The 21,187-nt window shown below is 72.2% G+C and carries 20 protein-coding genes and 1 tRNA gene; 12 read left to right on the top strand and 9 right to left on the bottom strand.

Annotated features, from left to right (window positions below; all coding sequences use genetic code 11):
- The first annotated feature begins 14 nt into the window (after window positions 1–14).
- The 3 genes from ACWEN0_RS06300 to ACWEN0_RS06290 all read left to right on the top strand — a co-directional run bounded on the left by ACWEN0_RS06300 (window position 15) and on the right by ACWEN0_RS06290 (window position 2,422).
- Window positions 15–437 (top strand): organic hydroperoxide resistance protein, encoded by a 423-nt coding sequence (locus ACWEN0_RS06300; protein ID WP_451969414.1) that lies wholly within the window; start codon window positions 15–17, stop codon window positions 435–437.
- Between the two features lie 47 nt (window positions 438–484).
- Window positions 485–961, top strand: coding sequence for a Dps family protein (locus ACWEN0_RS06295; RefSeq protein ID WP_451969412.1), 477 nt, complete (start codon window positions 485–487; stop codon window positions 959–961).
- A gap of 72 nt (window positions 962–1,033) precedes the next feature.
- Window positions 1,034–2,422, top strand: a complete 1,389-nt coding sequence (locus tag ACWEN0_RS06290; RefSeq protein WP_451969410.1) for a glutamate decarboxylase — start codon at window positions 1,034–1,036, stop codon at window positions 2,420–2,422.
- Window positions 2,423–2,449: 27 nt separating this feature from the next.
- On the opposite strand, the gene ACWEN0_RS06285 is transcribed toward ACWEN0_RS06290, so the two are convergent.
- Window positions 2,450–3,505: an NADH:flavin oxidoreductase/NADH oxidase gene (locus ACWEN0_RS06285; protein WP_451969408.1), complete on the bottom strand. Its 1,056-nt coding sequence runs from the start codon at window positions 3,503–3,505 to the stop codon at window positions 2,450–2,452.
- A 74-nt stretch (window positions 3,506–3,579) separates the two neighbouring features.
- Between ACWEN0_RS06285 and ACWEN0_RS06280 the strand changes: the two genes are divergently transcribed.
- Entirely contained in the window at window positions 3,580–4,206 is a 627-nt protein-coding gene (locus ACWEN0_RS06280; RefSeq protein WP_451969407.1) for a TIGR03085 family metal-binding protein, read from the top strand.
- Here ACWEN0_RS06280 and ACWEN0_RS06275 read toward each other — a convergent pair.
- From ACWEN0_RS06275 to ACWEN0_RS06255, 5 genes are read right to left on the bottom strand one after another with little or no spacing between them, the layout of a single operon-like run.
- The gene (locus ACWEN0_RS06275) at window positions 4,190–4,864 is read right to left on the bottom strand and encodes a hypothetical protein (protein ID WP_451969405.1); all 675 of its coding nucleotides are present in this window, start codon (window positions 4,862–4,864) and stop codon (window positions 4,190–4,192) included. The genes ACWEN0_RS06280 and ACWEN0_RS06275 overlap by 17 nt on opposite strands.
- Window positions 4,861–6,660, bottom strand: coding sequence for a carbamoyltransferase family protein (locus ACWEN0_RS06270; RefSeq protein ID WP_451969403.1), 1,800 nt, complete (start codon window positions 6,658–6,660; stop codon window positions 4,861–4,863). The genes ACWEN0_RS06275 and ACWEN0_RS06270 overlap by 4 nt, the downstream gene beginning before the upstream one ends.
- Before the next feature lie 15 nt (window positions 6,661–6,675).
- Window positions 6,676–7,923 (bottom strand): hypothetical protein, encoded by a 1,248-nt coding sequence (locus ACWEN0_RS06265; protein ID WP_451969402.1) that lies wholly within the window; start codon window positions 7,921–7,923, stop codon window positions 6,676–6,678.
- Window positions 7,920–9,161 carry an ATP-grasp domain-containing protein gene (locus ACWEN0_RS06260; protein ID WP_451969400.1) on the bottom strand — a complete coding sequence of 414 codons (1,242 nt, stop codon included), beginning with the start codon at window positions 9,159–9,161 and terminating at the stop codon, window positions 7,920–7,922. The genes ACWEN0_RS06265 and ACWEN0_RS06260 overlap by 4 nt, the downstream gene beginning before the upstream one ends.
- Window positions 9,158–10,168, bottom strand: coding sequence for a glycosyltransferase family 2 protein (locus ACWEN0_RS06255; protein WP_451969398.1), 1,011 nt, complete (start codon window positions 10,166–10,168; stop codon window positions 9,158–9,160). Before ACWEN0_RS06255 ends, ACWEN0_RS06260 begins: the two co-directional genes overlap by 4 nt.
- A 323-nt stretch (window positions 10,169–10,491) precedes the next feature.
- Between ACWEN0_RS06255 and ACWEN0_RS06250 the strand changes: the two genes are divergently transcribed.
- The 6 genes from ACWEN0_RS06250 to ACWEN0_RS06225 are packed head-to-tail and all read left to right on the top strand — an operon-like array spanning window position 10,492 to window position 15,548.
- The gene (locus ACWEN0_RS06250; RefSeq protein WP_451969887.1) at window positions 10,492–11,196 is read left to right on the top strand and encodes a hypothetical protein; all 705 of its coding nucleotides are present in this window, start codon (window positions 10,492–10,494) and stop codon (window positions 11,194–11,196) included.
- On the top strand, window positions 11,193–12,224 hold the full coding sequence (locus ACWEN0_RS06245; protein ID WP_451969396.1) for a GNAT family N-acetyltransferase: 1,032 nt from the start codon (window positions 11,193–11,195) through the stop codon (window positions 12,222–12,224). The genes ACWEN0_RS06250 and ACWEN0_RS06245 overlap by 4 nt, the downstream gene beginning before the upstream one ends.
- A 23-nt stretch (window positions 12,225–12,247) precedes the next feature.
- On the top strand, window positions 12,248–13,279 hold the full coding sequence (locus ACWEN0_RS06240; protein WP_451969885.1) for a hypothetical protein: 1,032 nt from the start codon (window positions 12,248–12,250) through the stop codon (window positions 13,277–13,279).
- Window positions 13,276–14,316 (top strand): GNAT family N-acetyltransferase, encoded by a 1,041-nt coding sequence (locus ACWEN0_RS06235; protein WP_451969394.1) that lies wholly within the window; start codon window positions 13,276–13,278, stop codon window positions 14,314–14,316. Before ACWEN0_RS06240 ends, ACWEN0_RS06235 begins: the two co-directional genes overlap by 4 nt.
- Window positions 14,310–15,347, top strand: coding sequence for a GNAT family N-acetyltransferase (locus tag ACWEN0_RS06230; RefSeq protein WP_451969392.1), 1,038 nt, complete (start codon window positions 14,310–14,312; stop codon window positions 15,345–15,347). Before ACWEN0_RS06235 ends, ACWEN0_RS06230 begins: the two co-directional genes overlap by 7 nt.
- Before the next feature lie 15 nt (window positions 15,348–15,362).
- Window positions 15,363–15,548, top strand: a complete 186-nt coding sequence (locus tag ACWEN0_RS06225; RefSeq protein WP_020642058.1) for a tautomerase family protein — start codon at window positions 15,363–15,365, stop codon at window positions 15,546–15,548.
- A gap of 37 nt (window positions 15,549–15,585) precedes the next feature.
- Here the strand turns inward: ACWEN0_RS06225 and ACWEN0_RS06220 are convergent, their stop codons facing one another.
- Entirely contained in the window at window positions 15,586–17,436 is a 1,851-nt protein-coding gene (locus ACWEN0_RS06220; protein WP_451969390.1) for a prolyl oligopeptidase family serine peptidase, read from the bottom strand.
- A 39-nt stretch (window positions 17,437–17,475) separates the two neighbouring features.
- On the opposite strand from ACWEN0_RS06220, the gene ACWEN0_RS06215 reads away from it, so the two are divergent.
- The gene (locus ACWEN0_RS06215) at window positions 17,476–18,240 is read left to right on the top strand and encodes a class I SAM-dependent methyltransferase (protein WP_451969388.1); all 765 of its coding nucleotides are present in this window, start codon (window positions 17,476–17,478) and stop codon (window positions 18,238–18,240) included.
- 41 nt (window positions 18,241–18,281) lie between these two features.
- On the opposite strand, the gene ACWEN0_RS06210 is transcribed toward ACWEN0_RS06215, so the two are convergent.
- Window positions 18,282–18,355: transfer RNA gene (locus ACWEN0_RS06210), tRNA-Pro, on the bottom strand.
- 29 nt (window positions 18,356–18,384) lie between these two features.
- The gene (locus ACWEN0_RS06205) at window positions 18,385–19,365 is read right to left on the bottom strand and encodes a metallophosphoesterase (protein ID WP_451969387.1); all 981 of its coding nucleotides are present in this window, start codon (window positions 19,363–19,365) and stop codon (window positions 18,385–18,387) included.
- 119 nt (window positions 19,366–19,484) lie between these two features.
- On the opposite strand from ACWEN0_RS06205, the gene ACWEN0_RS06200 reads away from it, so the two are divergent.
- Window positions 19,485–21,179 carry a protein kinase domain-containing protein gene (locus ACWEN0_RS06200; protein WP_451969386.1) on the top strand — a complete coding sequence of 565 codons (1,695 nt, stop codon included), beginning with the start codon at window positions 19,485–19,487 and terminating at the stop codon, window positions 21,177–21,179.
- Window positions 21,180–21,187: the final 8 nt, after the last annotated feature.

The following is a 21,187-nucleotide window of genomic DNA, read 5'->3' as shown; positions in this document are numbered from 1 at the left end:
AAGGCAGGCTGAGCATGGGTCAGGCGATCTACACCGCGGTGGCGACGGCGCGCGGCGACGGCCGCAACGGCGAAGTGACCTCGTCGGACGGCGTCATCGACGAGTCCCTGGCCATCCCGAAGGAAATGGGCGGCCCCGGCGGGGACAAGACCAACCCCGAACAGCTCTTCGCGGCCGGCTATTCGGCCTGCTTCCACAGCGCCCTGCAGCTGGTCGCCCGTCAGGCCAAGGTGGCACTGCACGACTCGACGGTGACCGCGGAGGTCAGCGTGCTCAAGCAGGAGGTCGGCTTCGGCCTCGGCGTCGCGCTGAACGTCTCCCTGCCGGGTCTCGAGCAGGCCCAGGCCGACCAGCTGGTCGAGCAGGCCCACCAGGTGTGCCCCTACTCCAACGCGACCCGCGGCAACATCGAGGTCGCGCTCTCCGCCACCGTCTGACCGCCCGGCGGCGGTTCCGGACCAGTCCGAGGAAAGGATCCCCAGAGATGAGCAACTCTCCGATCAAGAGCCCGCTTTCCGAGGCGGACAAGGAAATCACCGGCAACGCCCTGCAGGCGACGCTGGTCGACCTCGTCGACTTGTCCCTCATCGCCAAGCAGGCGCACTGGAACGTCGTGGGTGCGAACTTCCGCAGCGCGCACCTGCAGCTCGACGAGCTCGTCGCCACCGCGCGCCAGTACGTCGACGAGGTGGCCGAGCGCGCCAACGCCATCGGCATCTCGCCGAACGGCAAGGCCAAGACCGTCGTCGAGAGCTCGGGCGCCCCGGAGTACCCGGACAACTGGCAGTCCGTGGAGTCCACGGTCGCCGCGATCGTCGACATCCTCGCGACGCTGATCGAGCGCCTGCGGGCCCGCATCGACGAAACGGACAAGAGTGACCTCGTGACGCAGGACCTGCTGATCGAGATCACCCGCGCACTCGAAGAGGCGCACTGGATGTGGCAGGCGCAGCAGGCCTGATCCGTCCCGCGAAAGGGGCCGTTCCCGCGTGGAACGGCCCCTTTCGCGTCCGCACGCAGTACTTTCGACGGCATGGTGCTGCATCAGGGGAAAGCCGACCGCCCGGACCGCGTCGGCGGGACGAACCCGCTCTACGCCGGCGCGAACCCGGCATTGGCCGCGGGACTGGTCATGCCGCGCGACAAGCTGCTCGAAGACTCGCTGCCGCCGGACACCGCGCTGCAGCTCGTGCGCGACGAGCTGATGCTCGACGGCAATGCGCGGCTCAACCTCGCCACGTTCGTCACGACGTGGATGGAGCCGCAGGCGCGCGAGCTGATGGCCGAGTGCGTCGACAAGAACATGATCGACAAGGACGAGTACCCGCAGACGGCCGAGCTGGAGCGCCGCTGCGTCAACATCCTCGCCGACCTCTGGCACGCGCCCGACCCCACGGACATCATGGGCTGCTCGACGACCGGGTCGTCGGAGGCCTGCATGCTCGCCGGGATGGCGCTGAAGCGGCGCTGGTCCAAGCTCGGGCGCACCGGCAAGCCGAACCTGGTGATGGGCGTGAACGTCCAGGTGTGCTGGGAGAAGTTCTGCGAGTACTGGGAGGTCGAGCCGCGGCTGGTGCCGATGGACGGCGACCGCTACCACCTCACCGCCGACGAGGCCGTGGCCCGCTGCGACGAGAACACGATCGGCGTGGTGGCGATCCTCGGCTCGACGTTCGACGGCAGCTACGAGCCGGTCGCGGAGATCGCCGAGGCGCTGGACGCCCTGCAGGAGCGCACCGGCTGGGACATCCCGCTGCACGTCGACGGCGCGTCGGGCGCGATGATCGCGCCGTTCCTCGACCCGGACCTGGAGTGGGACTTCCGGCTGCCGCGCGTGGCGTCGATCAACACGTCGGGCCACAAGTACGGGCTCGTGTACCCGGGCGTCGGCTGGGTGGTCTGGCGCAACCAGGAGGCGCTGCCGTCGGAGCTGGTGTTCAAGGTGAACTACCTGGGCGGCGACATGCCGACGTTCGCGCTCAACTTCTCCCGCCCGGGCGCCGAGGTCGCGGCGCAGTACTACACGTTCGTCCGGCTGGGGCGGTCCGGGTTCCAGGCGGTGCAACAGGCTTCGCGGGACGTCGCGATGCACCTTTCTTCCGGGATCGCCCGCTTGGGCCCGTTCGAACTGCTGACCCGCGGCGACCAGCTGCCGGTGTTCGCGGTGACGACGAAACCGGACGTCGGGTTCGACGTCTTCGACGTGTCACGACGACTGCGGGAGCGCGGCTGGCTGGTGCCGGCGTACACGTTCCCGGAGAAGCGGACGGACCTGGCGGTGCTGCGGATCGTCGTCCGCAACGGCTTCACGCACGACCTGGCCGACCTGCTGCTGGCGGACCTGGCCCGCGTGCTCCCGGAGCTGAAGAAGGAAGGCGGCCGCCAGAACGACCCGTCGACGGCGACCTCCTTCCACCACTGACGCGGCACTTTCCCGGGAAAGTGCCGCTCAGTGCCAGGACTTGGCGCGGGCGTACTGGTCGGGCCAGTGGACGTCGGCGCCGAGGACGTTCGCCGCGCGCAGGGGCCAGTGCGGGTCGCGCAGCAGGGCGCGGGCCAGGAAGACCGCGTCGGCTTTCTCCATGATCTCCTCCGCCTGGTGCGGGTCGGTGATCATGCCGACCGCGCCGGTCGGGATGCCGGTCTCCGTGCGGATGCGCTCGGCGAAGGGCACCTGGTAGCCCGGGCCGACCGGGATGTCCGGGTTCGGGGTGTTGCCGCCGGTGGAGGTGTCGATCAGGTCGATTCCGCGCTCGGCCAGGAGCTTCGCGAGCCGGACGGACTCGTCGGCGGTCCAGCCGCCCTCCGTCCAGTCCGTGGCGCTCAGCCGCGCGAAGAGGGGGACGTCGGTTTCGGCGCGGACGGCGTCGGCGATCTCCAGCGCAAGCCGGGTGCGGCCCTCGAAGTCGCCGCCGTAGCGGTCGGTGCGGGTGTTGGACAGCGGCGACAGGAACTGGTGCACGAGGTAGCCGTGCGCGAAATGCAGTTCGAGCAGGTCGAAGCCGACGTCGAGGGCGCGCTTGGCCGCGTCCGCAAACGCTTGCGGCAGGGCGCTGACCTCGTCCGTGGTCAGCTCGCGCGGGGTCGCGTACGAGCCGAACGCGGTCGCCGACGGAGCGACGGTCTGCCAGCCGCCTTCGGCCTCCGGGACGCTGCCGGTGCCCTCCCACGGCCGTCGCGTCGAACCCTTGCGGCCGGCGTGGGCGAGCTGCAGGCCGATGGCGGTGCCCTGGCCGTGCACGAAATCGACGATCCGGCGCCACGCCCCGGCCTGGGTGTCGTTCCAGATGCCGGTGTCCTGCGGGCTGATCCGGCCTTCCGGGACCACGGCGGTGGCCTCGGTCATGACCAGGCCGGCGCCGCCGGTGGCGAACTGGCCCAGGTGGACGAGGTGCCAGTCGCCGGGCACGCCGTCGGTGGCGGAGTACTGGCACATCGACGAAACCCACGCGCGGTTCGGCAGGGTCAGGCCGCGGACGGTGATCGGGCTGAAGAGTCGGCTCACCTTTCGATCAACGACGCGTGCCCGGCGTCTCTTCCCGTCGCGCGAAGGGTGTACCGGCGAGTAACGTCGGCCACATGGGTGTCGCTGCTGACGAACGCCAAGCCTTGAGCTCACTCTTCGACGACCTCGGGCCCGACGCGCCGACCTTGTGCGAGGGCTGGACCACGCGGGACCTCGCCGCGCACCTCGTCGTGCGCGAGCACCGGCCGGACACCGCGCCCGGGATTCTCGTGCCCGCGCTCGCCGGGTACACCAAGAAGGTCCAGGACCGCTACGCCGCCAAGCCGTGGGCGAGCCTCGTCGAGCAGGTGCGGCGGGGGCCGTCGAAGTTCTGGCCGACCGCCATCGGCCCGCTCGACGAGCTGACCAACACCGCCGAGTTCCTCGTCCACCACGAGGACGTCCGGCGAGCGCAGCCCGGCTGGGAGCCGCGGCCCGCCGACCCCACCCGGGACGCCGCCGCGTGGAAGTCCGCGAAACAAGCCGCCAAGCTCAACCTCCGCAAGGCGCCGGTCGGCGTCACCCTGAAGACGCGAGACGGCCGGGAAGCCGCGGTCAAGACCGGGCCCGACCCCGTCACGATCGTCGGCGAGCCGGTGGACCTGCTGCTGTTCGTGTTCGGCCGCGACGCCGTGAAGCTCGACTTCGAGGGCGACGCGGCCGCCGTCACGAAACTCCAGGCCGTCAAGCGTGGACTCTGAGCGAAACCCACCGCCCCACCGGTAGCGCGACGACGATCGCGGCCAGCACCAGGTGCACGGCCATGAACGCGACCGCGGCCGGCACGCTCGGCGGCCCGCCGAGGAACACGATCATGTGCGAAGCCCACTTCAGCTCGGTGGGCTTCGTGCCCGCCGCCCAGACGTCGTTGAGCGCCCAGAACGTCAGGTCGTTGACGCCCGAGATGACGACCAGGATCGACGCGACGCCCACCTTGAGCACGTTCGCCGTCCGCCCGCCGCCCAGGCGGTAGGCCAGCAGCGCGAACAGCACGATGAACGTCGTCACGAACAGCTCGAACTGGTACACCGGCTGGAAGTCCTGGTCGGGCGAGCGCGCGAAGTCCTGCACCCGCATCACCAGTTCGGTGTCCAAATAGGACATGTAGACGAAAACGGCGAACACGATCAACGCCGGGCCGAACCGGCCGCGCGGGAACAGCGAAACCGTCAGCACCGCGAAGGCGAACGGGCACAGCTTGAACGCCCAGTCGCCGACGTTGTCCAGCGTCTGGTCCGGCGGCAGCACCACCATGATCAGCAGCGCCGTGACCACGGCCGGGACCGCGGCCACCAGCCACAGCCACTGCCGCCGCCGGTACAGCGCGGCGACCAGGCCGGGCGTTTCCACAACGGTCACAGGTCCTTCTCCACCCAGAACGGCCCGAGCGCCAGCGCGTCGACGTCGGTCTTGAGGTAGCACGCGATCGCGTCGGCCGGGCTGGCCACGATCGGCTCATTGTTGTCGTTGAACGACGTGTTGACGACCATCGGCACGCCGGTCAGCTTCTCGAACTCGCTGATCATCCGGTAGTACAGCGGGTTGTCCTCCCGGCTGACGGTCTGCACGCGGGCCGTGCCGTCGACGTGCGTGATCGCCGGGACCTCGGCCCGCTTGTCCGGCAGGACGTCGAACACCAGCAGCATCACCGGCGACGGGTAGTCGCTGACGAAGTACTCGCCCGCGCGCTCGACCAGGCAGGACGGCGCGAACGGCCGGAACGCCTCGCGGTGCTTCACCTTCTCGTTCATCCGTGTCTTCGACTCCGGGTCGCGCGGGTCCGCGACGAGCGAACGGTTCCCCAGCGCCCGCGGCCCGCACTCCATCCGGCCCTGCACCCAGCCGACGATCTTGCCGTCGGCCACGTTCGCCGCGGTGTGCGCGGCGATGTCGTCGACGCGTTCGTACTTGACGCCGGCGTCCTGCAGGGCCAGCTCCATCTCGGCCTCGGTGTAGTCCGGGCCGGTGTAGGTGTAGCCGTCACGCGGGCGCGGCTTGCCGTACTTGGCGACCGAGACGTCCAGAGCGGCGCCGAGCGCGCAGCCGTCGTCGGCCGCCGCGGGCTGGGCGAAGAAGTCCTCGAACGGCGTCTCCAGCAGGATCCGCCCGTTCATGACGCTGTTCAGCGCGACGCCGCCGGCGACGCACAGCCGCTTCGAACCCGTCTCCCGCTGCAGCCACCGCGCGAGGTGCAGACCGGCTTCTTCGAGCGTCACCTGGAGCGCGTACGCGATGTCGCAATAGTGCTGGGGAACGGGATTCGAAGCCGTGACCCGGGTTTTCGGCCGCGCCGGGCCGAAGGTGTCGGTGAACTTCCGGCTCATCACGTGCTTGCCCGTGCGGTGGTGGCCGAACCAGGACAGGTCCAGCTCGAAGCCGCCGTCGTCGTCGAGGTGGATGAGCTGCTTGAACGCGTCGACGTAGGTGGCCTCGCCCAGCGGCGCCAGGCCCATGATCTTGCCTTCGTCGCGAGTCGGGTAGAAGCCCAGATACCCCGTGACGCCCGCGTACATCGCGCCGAGCGAGTGCGGGAACTTGATGCGCCGCAGGTCGACGATCCGGTTGCCGCGGCCGTGCGCGAGGTAGGTCGCGGTGCCGTCGCTGCCGATGCCGTCGAAGGTGAGCACGGCCGATTCGTCCCACGGCGAGATGAAGTAGCCGCTGGCCGCGTGCGCGCGGTGGTGGTCGACGAGGTGCGTCTTGAACTTCGTCGGCCCGGTCCAGCCGGCGGCTTCCTTGACGTCCTTCTCGAGGGTGTAGGACCGCTTGATGTGGGCCAGGACCGCGCCGCCGACGTGGTAGTCGTCGTGGCCTTTCCCGCCGCCGGTCAGGAAGGTGTCGACCATGCCCGCGGACTTGCCGCCCTCGTCGCCGTTGGCGTTGCGGAAGACGTCGAGCGTGCCGGGGAAGTAGCGCGCGAACACCTTCGCCGCGTGGATGCCTTCCTTCCAGCGCTGCCAGTAGTAGGCGACGTGGTCGACGTCGGCGAGAGTGATCCCGCCGCGCTCCAGGCAGAACTTGATGGCTTCGGCGGGGAAGCCGCCGTCGTGCTTGACGCGCGTGAAGCGCTCTTCTTCGGCGAAGGCGATGATCTCGCCGTCGCGCACGAGTGCCGCGGCCGAGTCGTGGACCCGGCTGATGCCCAGTACGTACATGACTTTCTCCCAGTTTCAGTAGCGGCGGACCAGGCGGCGCAGGACGGCCGCCTTGACCGCGAGCGCGAGGACGAGCGCGGCGAACCCGCCGACCGGCCCGAGCGGCGGGACGAGCAGCGCCGCGGCGACGGCGGTGGCGGCGAGCGAGACGACGGCCGTGCCGGACGTCAGCGTCAGCACCCTGCTGTTGGTGTTTTCGATGAGGAAACCCGCGTACAGGCCGATCGCGTACAACGCCGTCTCGGCGAGCACGAGCACCCCGAGGACGACGTAGGCGTCTTCGGCCGTGAGCAGGCCGCGGGTCCCGGGGATGGCGAGACCCGCGGCCAGCAGGACGGCGACGGCGATCCCGGCCCGTTCGACCAGCCGCAGCAGCGAAACCGCCCGCGCCCGCCCGGCGGCCGCGCCGGTGCCGCGCAGCCGGCGTGACGCGGCCGGCTGGTGCAGCTTGAGCTGGTAGTACAGCAGCGAGCAGAACGCGCTGGACGCCAGCAGCGCCAGGTAGAACGGCCCGCTGTCGGTGGTCCGCCCAGCCAGCGCGAGCACGGCGAACACGACCGACGTCGAGATGACGTCGAGCAGTTCGGTCAGGCCGAGCAGCACGGTGCTGCGGCCGAACGCGGGCAGCAGCCGGTGCCCCGGCACCCCGCCGCCGCGCAACCACGGCCTCGGCAGCAGGGCCACCGAAACACCGAGGAGCACGAGGATCCCGGCGAGCAGCAAGGCGAGGTGCGTGCCGGGGGACCAGCGCACCGCCCACGTCACGCAGGTCACGACGCCGACCACGACCGAGCCCGCGGTGAACGCGAGTGCGTCCAAAGTGGACTTTCCGCGCAGGCGGTGCAGACCGGACACGGTCATCAGCAACCCGCCCGAGATCGACCACGCGGCCGCCGTCAGGTACAGCGCCGCGTCCGACGCCGGGGCGGCGACCAGCGCGACGGCCGTCGCGGCCAGCACCGCCAGCACCGGCACCGCGGCCAGCCGGACCGCGAGCGCCGCGACGGCGTCCCGCGTCCGGCTCAACCGCGGCAACGCCTTCAGCGCGGACTTCTCCGCCGCGGCCGGCACGAAGTTCAGCCAGGTCATCAGGCCGAGCGCGTTGGCGAACCGCCCGTAGTCGTGCGCGCCCCACGCGGTGATCAGGACCAGGCCCATCGCCTGGACCGACAACCGGAAGACACCGCGGCCGGCGAGCAGCCGCAGCACGACCGCCGGCCGCGGCGGGGCCGCGACCGGCGGGGCGGTGGCGGGCACGGTCACGGCAGCGGAACCGCCATGTCCTGGTCGTGGAGCAGGAACTTCAGCGTGCCGCGGACGGCGTTCTCGCACGCGAGCAGTTCCGGCACCGAACCGGCGGTGAGCACGACGTACCCGAGCTTGTGCCCGGCCTGCTCGTAGGGCCGGACGAACGACCCCGCGTCGGCGAACAGGTGCAGGCCGACCACGCCGGGCATCGCGCGCACGTCGTCCACACCGTCCACCCGGGACAGGTGCCCGCCGCGGTCGGACGCCAGGATGTGCACCAGCGTCGGCCTCGGCTCGTGCAGGTCCAGCCGGACCTCGCCGCCGGTGGCGGCGGCGATCCCGGCCGCGATCAGGTCGGCGCCGTGGCAGTGCGCGATCGCTTCCGCGAGCCCGTTGCCGCCCATGCGCGCGCCCATCTCGATGAGGTACAGCTGCCCGTCGCGGCCGAGCACGGCGTCGAGCGTCAGCGGGCCGGTGCGGTAGCCGAGCTCGGTGCAGATCAGGTCGAGCGCCTCGATCAGCCGCAGTTCGACGTCCGCCGGCAGTTCGCCGGGCAGCAGGTGCGACGACGTCACGAAGAACGGCGGCGGCGTGAGCACGCGCTCGGTGACGGCGTGGAACACGATCCGGCCGTCGACGACCAGCGCCTCGATCGTGAAGTGCGAGCCGTCGAGGTGCTCCTCCACGACCAGGCGCCCGGACGGCGAGAACGCGAGCGACTCGGTGAACGCCTTGGCCAGCCGGCCCGGGCCCGCGCACGAGACGACCCCGCGGCTGCCGGAGGAGTCGACCGGCTTGACCAGCGCGGGGAACCGCAGCTGCTGGGCGGCGTGGATCAGCTCCGGGCCGGGACGGCCGTCGACACTGCGGTAGCTCGGGAGGCCCAGGTGGTCGGACAGCGCGCGGAAGACGGCCTTGTCCGTCGACGCCCGGACCGCGTACTCGGGCAGGGGATCCGGCATGCCCCAGTGGCGGGTCAGCCACGCCAGCGCCGGCAGGCCGACGTCGCTGGCCGGGCACAGCACGCCCGCCAGGTCGCGGCGGCCCTCCAGCGCCGCCGCGATCTGCTCCGGTGCCCGCACGCTGACCTGCAGGAACTCGTCCGCGTACGCCACCGCCGGCGCGGCCGGCCGGACGTCGACGCAGATCGTGCGGAACCCCAGCTCCCGCGCCCGCTCGTAGGTGCTGACCGAACCGTCCGCACCCCCCAGGATCACCAGGGTTCTCGCGGGGTCCTTCTTCGAACTCGTCACGCTGAAACGCCTTTCCCCAGTTGCACATCGATGAGCCGGGGACCCTCGGGGTCCACCGGGGTGAAGAGCCGGTCCTCGGCGTCGACGACGACGTTCGCCTCCCGGACGTAGAACTGCCGGGGCCGCGCCTGGCCGGCCCCGACCACGACGAGGTAGCGCACGGTCAGCGACAGCACGACCAGCAGCACGCTGAGCAGCGCGAACAGCGTCGCGGCCGTGACGCTCGCGCCGAGCAGCCCGAAGGCCGCCGCGCCCGCGGCCAGCACGCCGATCCCCGCGGCGAACAGGGCCGTCGCCGACGCCGCGGTCGTCAGTCGTCGCGTGAACCCGACGAACAGCTCGATGGCGTGCGACGAAAGGAAGCCGAAGCCCACTTTGGACTCCCCGCGCTCCCGGGCCCGGTGGGCCACCTGGACGCAGGCGAACCGGCTGGTCAGCCGGGGCACGGTGGCCAGGAAGTACGGCGTGCCGAGCCGCAGGTCGACGATCTTGCGGGCCAGTTCCGCGCGGACCAGCCGGAACGCCGTGGCCCCGGGCGGGATTTCGATGCGCAGCACGCGCCGCCCGAGGAAGTGGAACGCCGCGGTGCCCCAGCGCCGCAGCCGGGGGTCCTGGCGGTTCGTGCGGACGCCGAACACCGCGTCGTTGCCCTGCTCGGCCACCGCGATCAGCTTCTCCGCCTCGGCGGCGGGGAACTGCTGGTCGGCGTCGATGTGCAGGACCCACGGCCGTGACGCGTAGCGGTAGCCGGCCGAGAAAGCGGCCTCGAAACCGAAGTTCCGTGAAAAGGAAACATACCGCACGCGCGGGTCCGCGGCCGCGAGCGCGCGGATCTCGTCCAACGTCCCGTCGACGCTCCCGTCGTCGACGTAGAACAGTTCGAGTGAATAGCCGGACAGCTCGTTGGTTATTTCCCGATAGGACGGTCCGACGTTCTCGACTTCGTTGAAGCACGGAATGACTACGGTGAGTCCACTGTGGGCCGGCCCCGGGAAAGGACTGGTCATCTGCGGCGCCCGGGGCGTGGTCCCGGTTTTGTGTCCGTTCGGTCACCGACAGTGCGAATAGTGATCATGAATCCCCCAGACGGATCCGGTAAGCCAGCTTGCCGATATGCGGTGTGGCGGAGTTATAAGCAGACGGATCGTCGTTCTGCGACGGCAGAACTTCGAATTCCTCCGTTCAGACCCAGACCAAAGTATTAACCCATCCGGCATTCGGGGTGTCCTTCCGGTGAACTCCTTCCGTCCGGGGCGCGGATGACGCAGACTCCCCGGCCATGTGGAATCTGGGGGCGGGGGTCCTTTGGCGTGCCGCCTACGTCCGGGCGGTGCGTTCGGCGTTCGCGACGGTGCCGTTCTACCGGGAGCGCTGGGCGCTCGACGGCCGGGAAGACCCGGTGCTGGTGCCCGGGCGCACCGGGACGAACGGCGGCGCGGCGCCGCTCGCGGAAGCCGTGCACCAGGTCGTCGACCTGGTCCCGCTCGCCGGGGGCGCCCAGCGGACGGAGCCCGTTCGCGGGCTCGGCCGGGTGCTGCGGACGGCACGCGAGCCCGGGCCCGGCAGCCTGGTCGTCCTGCTCGGGCCGGACGGCCTGCGCCCGCCGGCCGACCTGCCGAAGGGCGTCCGCGGCTGCGTCACCGATCCCGACGCGCCGAGCACGTCGGTACTGCGTGAGCTGACCGCCGTGCTGAACCGGGGCCACCGCGTGCTCGCGGTCGGCGACGACAAGGCGCTCGCGGCCTTCATCGAAGACGACCGCGTCGAAGCCGTGCCGCACCGCGAACTCGACTCGCTCGACGCCGGGCCGTACGGCGTGCTGCACGACCCGGTGCTCGGGTACCTCGGCGCGCTGGGGAGCTGCGGGCGGTGGCACCTCGACTGGCGGCACGTCTACGCGCGCCCGACCGCCGGCGGGCTCGCGGTCACGTTGCTGCGTCAGGCTTCCCCGCGGTTCGTCGACGTCATCCCGGCCGCCGGCGTGCGCGCGGAGATCGCGCCTTGCCCGCGGCACGGCACCCCGGTCGTCCTGTGAGGTTCGCGTTCCACGACCCCCGCGTCGATCCGGTGCCCGCGGGCTGGGCGGAGTTCCGGCGGGCCGCGCGGCCGCACCCCGTGTGGGACTACGAACTGATGGGCGTCGAAGCGTGGGGCGCCCGCAACCCGCAGCTGCTGGTCGTCGCGGCCGAAGGCGACGAGCTCGTCGCCGCGTTGTCCGTTCTGGTCTGCCGGCCCCGGTTGTCCCCGCGGTTCGCGCCGCGGCCCGGGAAGCGCTTGCTGCGGCCGTTCTGGGCCGAGGTCTGCCAGCCGTGGCTGAGCGGCTACCCGGGCATCGTGTTCACCCCGGGCTTCCGCGACGGGCACGCGCTGGTCCGCGAGTTCGAGCGGCAGCTGGGCCGGCGGTTCGGTGCGGGCCTGCTCGGCGTGGTCTACCGCGCGCTCGGCGCGGACCTCGCCGCGGGGCTCGCCGGCCGCGGCCGGCTCGTCAAGCGCGTGGACCCGGTGGCCGTGCTGGAAAACCGGTTCGGGTCCGAACAGGACTGGCTCGCGACGTTGCCGAGTTCCCGGCGATCCGGGCTGCGGCGTCGGCACCGCCGGCTCGCCGAGGACTCGACGCTGGTGGTGCGCGGCGGCCCGGGGCGCCACGACCTCGACGGCGCCGAGCTGGCCGGGCTGATCCGGGCGCACCGCGAGCGCTACGGCAAGCTCCCGCTGGACACGCGCACGCCGCCGTCGGCCGGCTTCCTGCACCGGTTCGTCCGGCGGCCGGACGTCCACACGCTCACCTACGCCGACGCCGACGGCCGGCTGCTCGCCGTGAACACCCTGCTCGACCACCCGGAAAGCCCCAGCCTGCAGCACTGGGCCGCGCTGCCGATCGAGGAGCGCGGCCGGTCGGGCCTGTACTTCGACTCCTACGTGCGCGCGGTGCGGTTCCTCGCGCGGCGCGGGGCGACGGAGCTGTCCGCGGGCCGCGGGATGCTCGAGCTCAAGCAGGAGCTGGGGTTCCGGGCGCGGCCGGTGTACACGGCCGCCGTGCCGAGGCCGGTGCTGGGCCGGTGAAGACCCTGACCGCGGTGTCGCACGTGGACATCCACGACCCCCGAGTCGACCCGCCGCCCGAGGGCTGGGCCGCATTCCGGGCCCGGTGCCTCCCTCCGGTGTGGGACCACGAACTGCTGCGACGCGAGGCGTGGCTGGCGAAGAACCCGCCGGTGCTCGCCGTCGTGCGGAGCGGCTCCGCGATCGTCGGCGCGCTTTCGGTGATGGTCTGCCGGAGCTGGCGGGCCGCGGACTTCGGCCCGCTGTCCGCCGGACGGCTGCGGCCGCGCTGGGCCGAGGTCTACCTCCCGCTGCTGAGCGGCTACCCGGCGGCCGTGTTCGACGACGGCTTCACGGAGCGGCGGGCGGCGATCCGTGAGTTCGAGCGAGCCTTGCGGGAGTACGTCGGCCCGGGCCTGCTCGGCGTGGTCTACCGGGCGATGAACCCGGACCTGGTCCCCGCGCTCGACGGCCGCGGCCGTGTGACGCGCGAAATCGACCCGACCGCCGTGCTGGTCAACCGCTATTCCACTGTGGACGATTGGGTCGCGACGCTCGCACCCGAAGTCCGGCGGTACCTAGACGCCGACGTCGCCACCGAAGCGGCGTTCGGCCGCGCGGACGTCGACCCGCGCGAGCTGGCCGTCCTGCTCAACGCGCACCGCGCGCGGCAGGACGACCGCGCGTGGGCGGGCGGGCAGCGGTCGCGGATCGGCGGGCTGCACCTGGACACCCGCAGCCCGGTCGCACCGGCGTACCTCGAAGCGCTCGTCCGGCGGCCGGACGTGCTGACCCGCACTTATCGCGACGACGCCGGGCGGCTGATCGGCTTCCACACGATGCTCGACCACCCCGGCGGGGCCGCGGTGCACCACTGGGCCGCGCTGCCGAGTGCGGCCGGCGGCCGGAAGGGGCTCTATGTCGACTGTTACGCCCGGTGCGTGGCCCACATGATCGCCGAAGGACGGCCGGAGCTGACCGCGGGCCGGGCGATGCTGCCGGAGAAGACCGCGCTGGGCTTCGGCACGCGGAGCCTGTTCTCGGTGGCCGTACCGAGGCCGGTGCTGGGCCGATGACCTTCGCCGTCCGGGTGCTCGACCCGCGCACCGATCCCGAGCCCGCCGGCTGGGCCGCGTTCCTCGACGCCCAGCAGGCGCCGCTGACCTGGGACTACGGCCTGCTGTGCACGGAGTCGCGGCCCTCCCGCAGCCCGTACCTGCTGACCGTGGTGACCGACGGCGACGAGCTCGTCGCCGCGGTGCTCGCCATGGTCTGCCGGCCCGGCGGGGCGGAGCCGGGGCCGGTCGGCGGTCCGGCGCGGTGGGGCCCGCGCTGGCTGGAGGTCCAGCACGCCTGGCTGTCGTGCTACCCGGCGTGGCTGTTCGCCGAGGAGCTCGACGCGGCCGCGCGCCGCGAGATCCTGCGCCGGTTCGAACGCGCCGCCTGCCGGCGGACCGGCCCGGGCTGTCTCGGCGTGGTCTACCGCGCGGCCACCCCGGACACCGCCGGGCTGGTGGCCGGCCGCGGCCGCCTCGTCCGCGAGATCCAGCCGGCGCTGGTGCTGGAGAACACCTTCGCCGACCTCGACGGCTGGCTCGCGTCGCTGAGCCGGAACCGGCGCTCGAGCCTGCGCGGCCAGATCCGCAAGATCGCCGCCGACCCGGGCGTGGTCGTCCGCGAGGGAACCGCCCGCGACGACGTCGACCCCGGAGAGCTGGCGGCCATGCTGCGCGCGCACCGCGAAACCAAGGGGACGGTGAAGTTCGACCAGCGCGGGCCGGTCACCGCGGAGTACCTCGGCGAGCTCGTCCGCCGTCCCGACGTCGTCACCACGACCTACCACGACGAGCGCGGCCGGCTGCTCGCCTTCACCGACCTGCTCGACCACCCGGTGATGCCGCTGCACCAGCACTGGGCCGCGCTGCTGCCCGCCGACGGCCGCCCGAAGCACCTCTACTTCGACGTCGTCGTGCGCGGGGTGCGGCACATGATCGAGCACAACCGGAAGTTCCTGTCGCTGGGCCGCGGGGTCACCGACCTCAAGGCGTCGCTGGGGTTCACGCCGAGCCCGATGACCGGCGTGGTCGTGCCGAGGCCGGTGACGCGGTGGTGATCGACGTCCTCGACCCGCGCCACGACGCGGAACCGGTGTACTGGACGGCGTTGCGGGAGCGAGCCGGCCTCCGGGCCGACTGGAGCTGGGAGGTCCTCGCGACGCAGGCGTGGGCCGCGCGGACCCCGCAGCCGGTGACCGTGTTCCGCGAGGGCGCCACGCCGCACGGGGTCGTCAGCGCGGCCTGGGTCACCGGCCGGACGCGCCGGTACCGCTTCGCGGGCGACGGCCGGGGCTGGTTCGGCGGGCTCGACATCCGCGCCCCCGGCGCCAGCTCCCGGCCCGGCTGGTGGTTCGCGGACCCGGGTGACGACGGCGGGGTGACCAGGCTGCTCGAGACGTACGTCCCGGCGATGCGGGCCGAGCTCGGGCCCGGGTTCCGCGGGATGCTGGTGCGTCAGGTCGGCGAGGCGGGTGTGCCCGCGGTCAGCGGCCGGTTCCGCCTGGTGCGGCGCACCGAGGACATCGCGGTGCTGGACGTCTCCGCGTTCGGCTCCCGCGAAGACTGGATGAACTCCCTGGCCCGGAAGCGGAAGCAGAACCTGCGCAAGATCTTCCGCACCTTCGACGCGGACGCGTCGGTCGCGGTGCGGTGCGTGCCCGGGAAGGAGGCCGACCCGGTCGCCGTCGCGGAGGTGCTGCGGCACAACGAGCGCAAGCACCACGACGTGCCGATCGTCCCGCTGCCCCACTTCGTGGGCTACCTGACGGCCCTGCTGCGGCAGCCGGACGTCTCGGTGATCGAGTACCACGACACCCGGACGGGCCGGCTGCTCGCCGTCGCCACCCTGTTCGACCACCCGGCGCGCCCGATCGCCCGGCACTGGGGCGCGCTCGGCCCGGCGGACGGCGGCCGCCCGAACCTCTACTTCCACTTCTACGGCGAGGCGGTGCGCTGGGCGATCGCGCACGGGCGTACGGCGGTCGTGTTCGGCAAGAAGATGACGGAGATGAAGGCGACCCTGGGCGCGCGGCTCGTCCCGCAGTACGCGGCGGCCGTCCCGGTGCTAGCTTCGCGGCGTCCCACCTAGCAGCAGGAGCCCGTCATGCCGATGATCAGCGTTGCCATGTTCCCCGGCCGCACGCCCGCCCAGAAGAGCGCCCTGGTCCGCGAGCTGACGGACGCGTTCGTCCGCACCTGCGGCGGCAAGCCCGAGGGCGTCCAGGTGACGCTCGTCGAGGTCGGCGCCGACCACTGGGCCACCGGCGGCGTCCTGCACTCCGAGCGCTGAGCGGCACCGCCACCGGCGGTGCCGCTCAGCTCCGGGCTCAGCGCAGGCCGAGGGCGCGCAGGGCGAAGCCGACCTCGATCGACGTCTGCTTGATCGTCTCGGCGATCACCAGCGAGCCGTGGCCCGCGTCGTAGCGGTAGAACTCGTGGTGCAGGTCGCGGCCGCCGAGGCGGTCCAGGTAGTTCTCGATCTGGCGGATCGGGCAGCGCGGGTCGTTGTCGCCGGCCAGCACGAGCACCGGCGCCGTCACGGCGTCGACGTAGGTGATCGGCGAGCACTCCTTGTACACCGCGGGCACGTCCTCCGGCGCGCCGCCGAAGAGTGCCCGGTCGAACGAGCGCAGCTGCTCCATCTCGTCCTCGTACGCGGCGACGTAGTCCGCCACCGGCACCCCGGCGACGCCCGCCGCCCACCGCGTCGGCTGCGTGCCGAGCGCGAGCAGGGACAGGTAGCCGCCCCACGAAGCACCGTTCACGACGCACTTCGCCGGATCGCTGAGTCCACTTTGGACGGCCCAGTCGTGGACCGCGGCGACGTCCTCCAGCTCGGTCAGGCCGGGCCGGCCCTCGATGGCGTCGCGCCAGGCCGAGCCGTAGCCGGTCGAGCCGCGGTAGTTGACCTCGACCACGGCGAACCCGGCGTCGAGCCAGGTCGCGCGGTAGGCCGAGAAGCGGTCCTCGTCCGCCGCGTGCGGGCCGCCGTGCAGCGAGAACACCGTCGGCAGCGGGCCCTCCGGCGCGTCCGAAGGCCGCGACACCAGCGCGTGGATGCGGCCGCCGACGCCGTCGACGAACGCGTCGGTCACCGGCTCGGACCCCGGCGCGCGCTCGCCCGGCGGCTCGAGCAGCACCGAGTCGGTGCCGTCGGCCGTCCGCGCGCGGACCGCGGCCGGCTCGGCGGCGCTCGACCACGAGTACTCGACGGTGCCGTCCGGACGGACGCCCGCGCCGCCGATCCGGCCGGCCGGAGTGTCCACCGAGGACAGTTCGGCGGTGTCGAGGTCGTAGCGGTACAACGAGCTGCGGCCCTCGTGGAAGTGGACGACCAGCAGGGCGCGCGCGTCCGGGTACCAGCCCGCTACGACCTCGCCGGGCAGGTCCAGCTCCAGCTCGGTCTCGGTGTCTTCGCGGACGTCCCAGACGAGCAGCTCCTCGCGGCCCCGGCGTTCGTGCAGCACCAGCAGCCGCTGGTCGCCGGGCAGCGGCGAGAATTCCAAGGCGCTCAGACCCTTGCCCTCGCCGTCCCACTTCTCGGCGACCACGCCGAAGCCGTCGGCGGCGAGCACCCGCAGCGCGGGGTGGCGCGAGTCACCGTGTTCGGAGTGCGAAATCGCGATGAGGCTCTCGTCGCGGGAGAGCGACGCGATGCCGGCGTCGTCGGCGTGGCTGTAGAAGCGGTGGGTCTCGCCGTCGATCCGGGCGAAGAGCTCGCTGCCGTCGTCGGTGGAGACGCCGATCGCGACGATGCCGGTGCCGATCTCGAGGCCGGCCGGGTAGCCGTCGTGGACGTCCGGGACGGCCTTCTCGGGTTCGGTGCCTTCGCTCGCGGCGAACGGCTCGCGCACCCACGAGCCGAACTCGTCGCCGTCGGTGTCGTCGAACCACCAGATCCACGCGCCGTCCGGGGACGGGGTCGCGTGCAGAGTGCCGTTCGGCCGGTCGGTGACGCGGCGGTGTTCGCCCGTCGCCCGGTTCCAGGCGTAGACCTCCCAGACGCCGCTGGCGTTGGAGACGTAGACGTTGGCGTCGGCGGCGTCACGGGCCCAGTCGGGCACGGAGATGCGCGGGGCGTGGAAGCGGGCGCGCCAGCGGGCTTCGGCTTCGGCGTCGTCGAACAGCCGGTCCGGGACCACCGCGGGCGGATATTGGTTGGCTGACTGCGTGCTCACCCCTCGATCCTGCCACCTCCGGGCCGTACTGTGTGCGGGGTGCTGGAGGGTTACGCGCCGGGCTACGGGCGAGACGCGGTTTCGATGATGTCCGCGCGCACCGCCGCGGAGCGGGCGACGTTCGCCCAAGCGCTGTTCAGACCGGGTACGTGGGTGGTGGACCTCGGCTGCGGCCCCGGCTCGATCACGCTCGGCCTCGCCGCGGAGTCCCGGGTCACCGGGGTGGACCTCGACGCCGGTCAGGTGGCTCTCGCGCGCGCCGCGGCGCGCCGGGCCGGACGCTCCACAGTGGACTTCGTGGTGGCGTCGGCGTACGACCTGCCGTTCGCCGACGAAAGCGTCGACGTCGCGTTCTCGCACGCGCTGTTCGAGCACCTGGCCCGCCCGTCGGACGCGCTGGCGGAACTGCGCCGGGTGCTCAGGCCGGGCGGCAGGCTTGCTCTGTCCACATCGGACTGGAGCAGGGCCCGCCTGCGCCCGAAGACGGCGAATGTCGACGCGGCGCTGAGGGGGCACTACCTGCTGCGCCGCCAGGCGGGCGGCAACCCGTTCGCGGGCCGGGTGATCGCCGACCAGTGCGTCACGGCGGGGTTCACGGAGGTGGTGTCGAGAGCCCGCTACCGCTCGGACATGAGCTACCGCGACCTGGCGAGATACGTCGAGACGCGGCTGGAAGCGGCGCTGAAGGAAGAGGGCCGCGACCGCGACCAGCTGGCGAGCGCGGCCCGCTCGGCGTGGATGTGGACCCGCGGCGGCGACGGCGACTTCAGCCAGTGCTGGGTCGAAGTGACGGCGACCCGCTGAAACCAGAAGAGCCGGTGTCCGAAGACACCGGCTCTTACTCGTCGGGGTGGCGGGATTCGAACCCACGACCTCCTCGACCCGAACGAGGCACGCTACCAAGCTGCGCCACACCCCGAGGTACTGCTTAACGGGTCGTGCAGAAGTCTAGCGGACGGTGTCGCGGGCTTTTCGGCGGGCTGCCTTACGCGGCTCCGGCGACTCCGACCCGCGCGGGACCAGGGTCAACAGGCTGGCCTCGGGCGGGCACGCGAACCGTGCGGGCGCCCAGGGTGAGGTGCCCAGGCCGGCCGAGACGTGCAGCCACATGTGGGCGCCCCAGCGGGAGGCGCCGCGGGCGCGGGTGCGGTCCAGCTCACAGTTCGTGACCAGGGCGCCGTAGCCCGGGAGCCGGAGCTGGCCGCCGTGGGTGTGGCCCGCGAGGACGAGGTCGTAACCGTCCGTGGCGAACGTGTCGAGGACCCGGGGTTCCGGGGAGTGCGTGACGCCGATGCGGACGGCCGCGCGGGTGTCCGCCGGGCCGGCGATGTCGGCGTAGCGGTCGCGGCGCAGGTGCGGGTCGTCGACGCCGGCCGCGAAGACCGGCTGCCCGCCGACGTCGATGGTGCGGCGGACGTGGGTCAGGTCCGTCCAGCCGTGCTCGACGAACGCCGCGCGCAGGTCGCGCCACGGCAGCTGGACGCCGTGGATGCGCTTCTTCTTGCCCTGCGGCATCAGGTACCGGGCCGGGTTCTTGGGTTTCGGCGCGTAGTAGTCGTTGCTGCCGAAGACGAACACCCCCGGCCGGTCGAGCAGCGGGCCCAGCGCGCGCAGCACGGACGGGACCGCCTGCCGGTGCGAGAGGTTGTCGCCGGTGTTGACGACCAGGTCGGGGTTCAGCTCGTCGAGCGCGGCGACCCAGCGCTGCTTGCTGCGGTGGCTGGGCAGCATGTGCAGGTCGGAGACGTGCAGGATGGTGAACGGCCGCGCCCCGGGCGCCAGCACCGGCAGTTCCGCGGTGCGCAGGGTCCAGTGGCGCCGTTCGATGCCGACGGCGTAACCGAGGGTCGCGACGCCGAGCGCCACCGTCCCCGCGGCGAGGCGCTTCGCGGTCGCCCCCGACGTGCTTGTGTTACTGAGCGTGCTCACGAGGTCCAGGATACGTGCTCAACAGTTGGATGACTTCGCCGCCGTTACGGGGAACCTGACGCTTAGCATTTGCGTCGGCCCGACAGACGGGATTCAAGCCGGGGGGCTTGGGGAGAACGATGGAGCAGTTCGGGCCGTACCGGATCGAGGGCCTGCTCGGCCGCGGGGGCATGGGCGAGGTCCACCGCGCCTACGACACCGCGCACGATCGGGTCGTCGCGCTGAAACTGTTGTCCGATCCCTTCGTCGCGGACGAGGCGTTCCGCGCGCGGTTCCGGCGCGAGTCGCAGATCGTCGCGCGGCTGCGGGAACCGCACGTCATCCCGATCCACGCGTACGGCGAGATCGACGGCCGGCTGTACCTCGACATGCGGCTCGTCGAAGGCCGCGACCTCAAGGAACTGCTGGAAGCCGGGCCCCTGGACCCCGCGCGGGCGGCCGGCATCGTCGAGCAGGTCGCGGGCGCGCTCGACGCGGCCCACGCGGACGGCCTGGTGCACCGCGACGTCAAGCCGTCCAACGTGCTCGTCACGAACGCGGACTTCGTGTACCTCGTGGACTTCGGCATCGCGCGGTCGATGTCGGGCGAGGGCACGTCGATCACCGGCACCGGCAACGTGATCGGCACGCTCGACTACATGGCCCCGGAACGCTTCGGCGAGGCGCCGATCACCGGGCTCGTCGACGTCTACGCGCTCGCGTGCGTGTTCTTCGAATGCCTGACCGGGCACCGCCCGTTCGCCGCGGAAGGCGCGGCCGCGCAGATGGGCGCGCACCTGACCGCGCCGCCGCCGGCGCCGTCGCGCGAGCGGCCGGGCCTGCCGCCCGCACTGGACGCCGTGGTGGCGCGCGGAATGGCGAAGAACCCGGCCGACCGCTACCCGACGGCGACGGCGTTCGCCCAGGCGGTCCGGGCCGCGGTGAGCGCACCAGCGGCCCCGATCCCGACGTGGCAGCTCACGACACCGGGCCCGGTGACCCCGCCGCGGCCCACGCTCGCCGCACCACCGCCCACGTCCTCCGGGCCGGTCGCCGTTCCCGCGCCGCCGCCCGGGCCGTACCCGCGTCCGTTCACCGCCCCACCGGGACCGGTCGCACCACCGAAGTCCCGGCGGACCGGGTGGATCGCGCTGTGCGGCGCGCTGGCCGGCGTCGTCGTGGTCGCGTTGCTGATCACGTACCTGGTGACCAAGGACAGCACGACCCAGACCGGCCACCCGGGTTCGGTGACGCCACCGGTGACCGTCACACCCCCGACGTCGACGACGCCCGAGTCCACGCCGCCACCGTCCACTTCGGACCAGCAGGCGCCGCACGACGGCAAGCTGTACGACGCGCTTCCCTCGGCCTACAAGGGAAACGCCACCTGCGGCGACGCGGCCCCGGACGCCGGCGCGGTCGCGGCGGTCGAGTGCGCCGACTCGAACATCGGGGACGCCCAGTCGGGCAACGTGGTCTTCAAACAGCCGACGGGCGCACGGTTCCTCCGGTTCGCCGACGCGGGCGCGATGGACGCGTTCTTCCAGGGCATCGTGAAGTCCCAGGGCCTGACCCGCAACGACGCCCAAGGCGCGTGCCGTCCGCTGAAGGCGCCGAAGATCTGGGGCACGTACTACCGCGCGGAGACCCGCCACCCGGTCGACGGCGAGTACCTGACGTGCTACCTCGGCGACCCGGCGATGCTCGTGTGGACCGACAAGCAGAACCTGATGGCCGGCGTCCTGAAGTCGGCGAAGGTCACCAACGCCGACGAGCTGGACCAGCTCTACTACTGGTGGAACGAGCAGATCCTGTCCACCATGCCCGGCGGGTGATCGGCACC

Source organism: Amycolatopsis sp. NPDC004378 (assembly GCF_053602455.1).
Note: the sequence above shows the minus strand (reverse complement) of the source record. Positions and strands in the feature narration are given on the sequence as shown.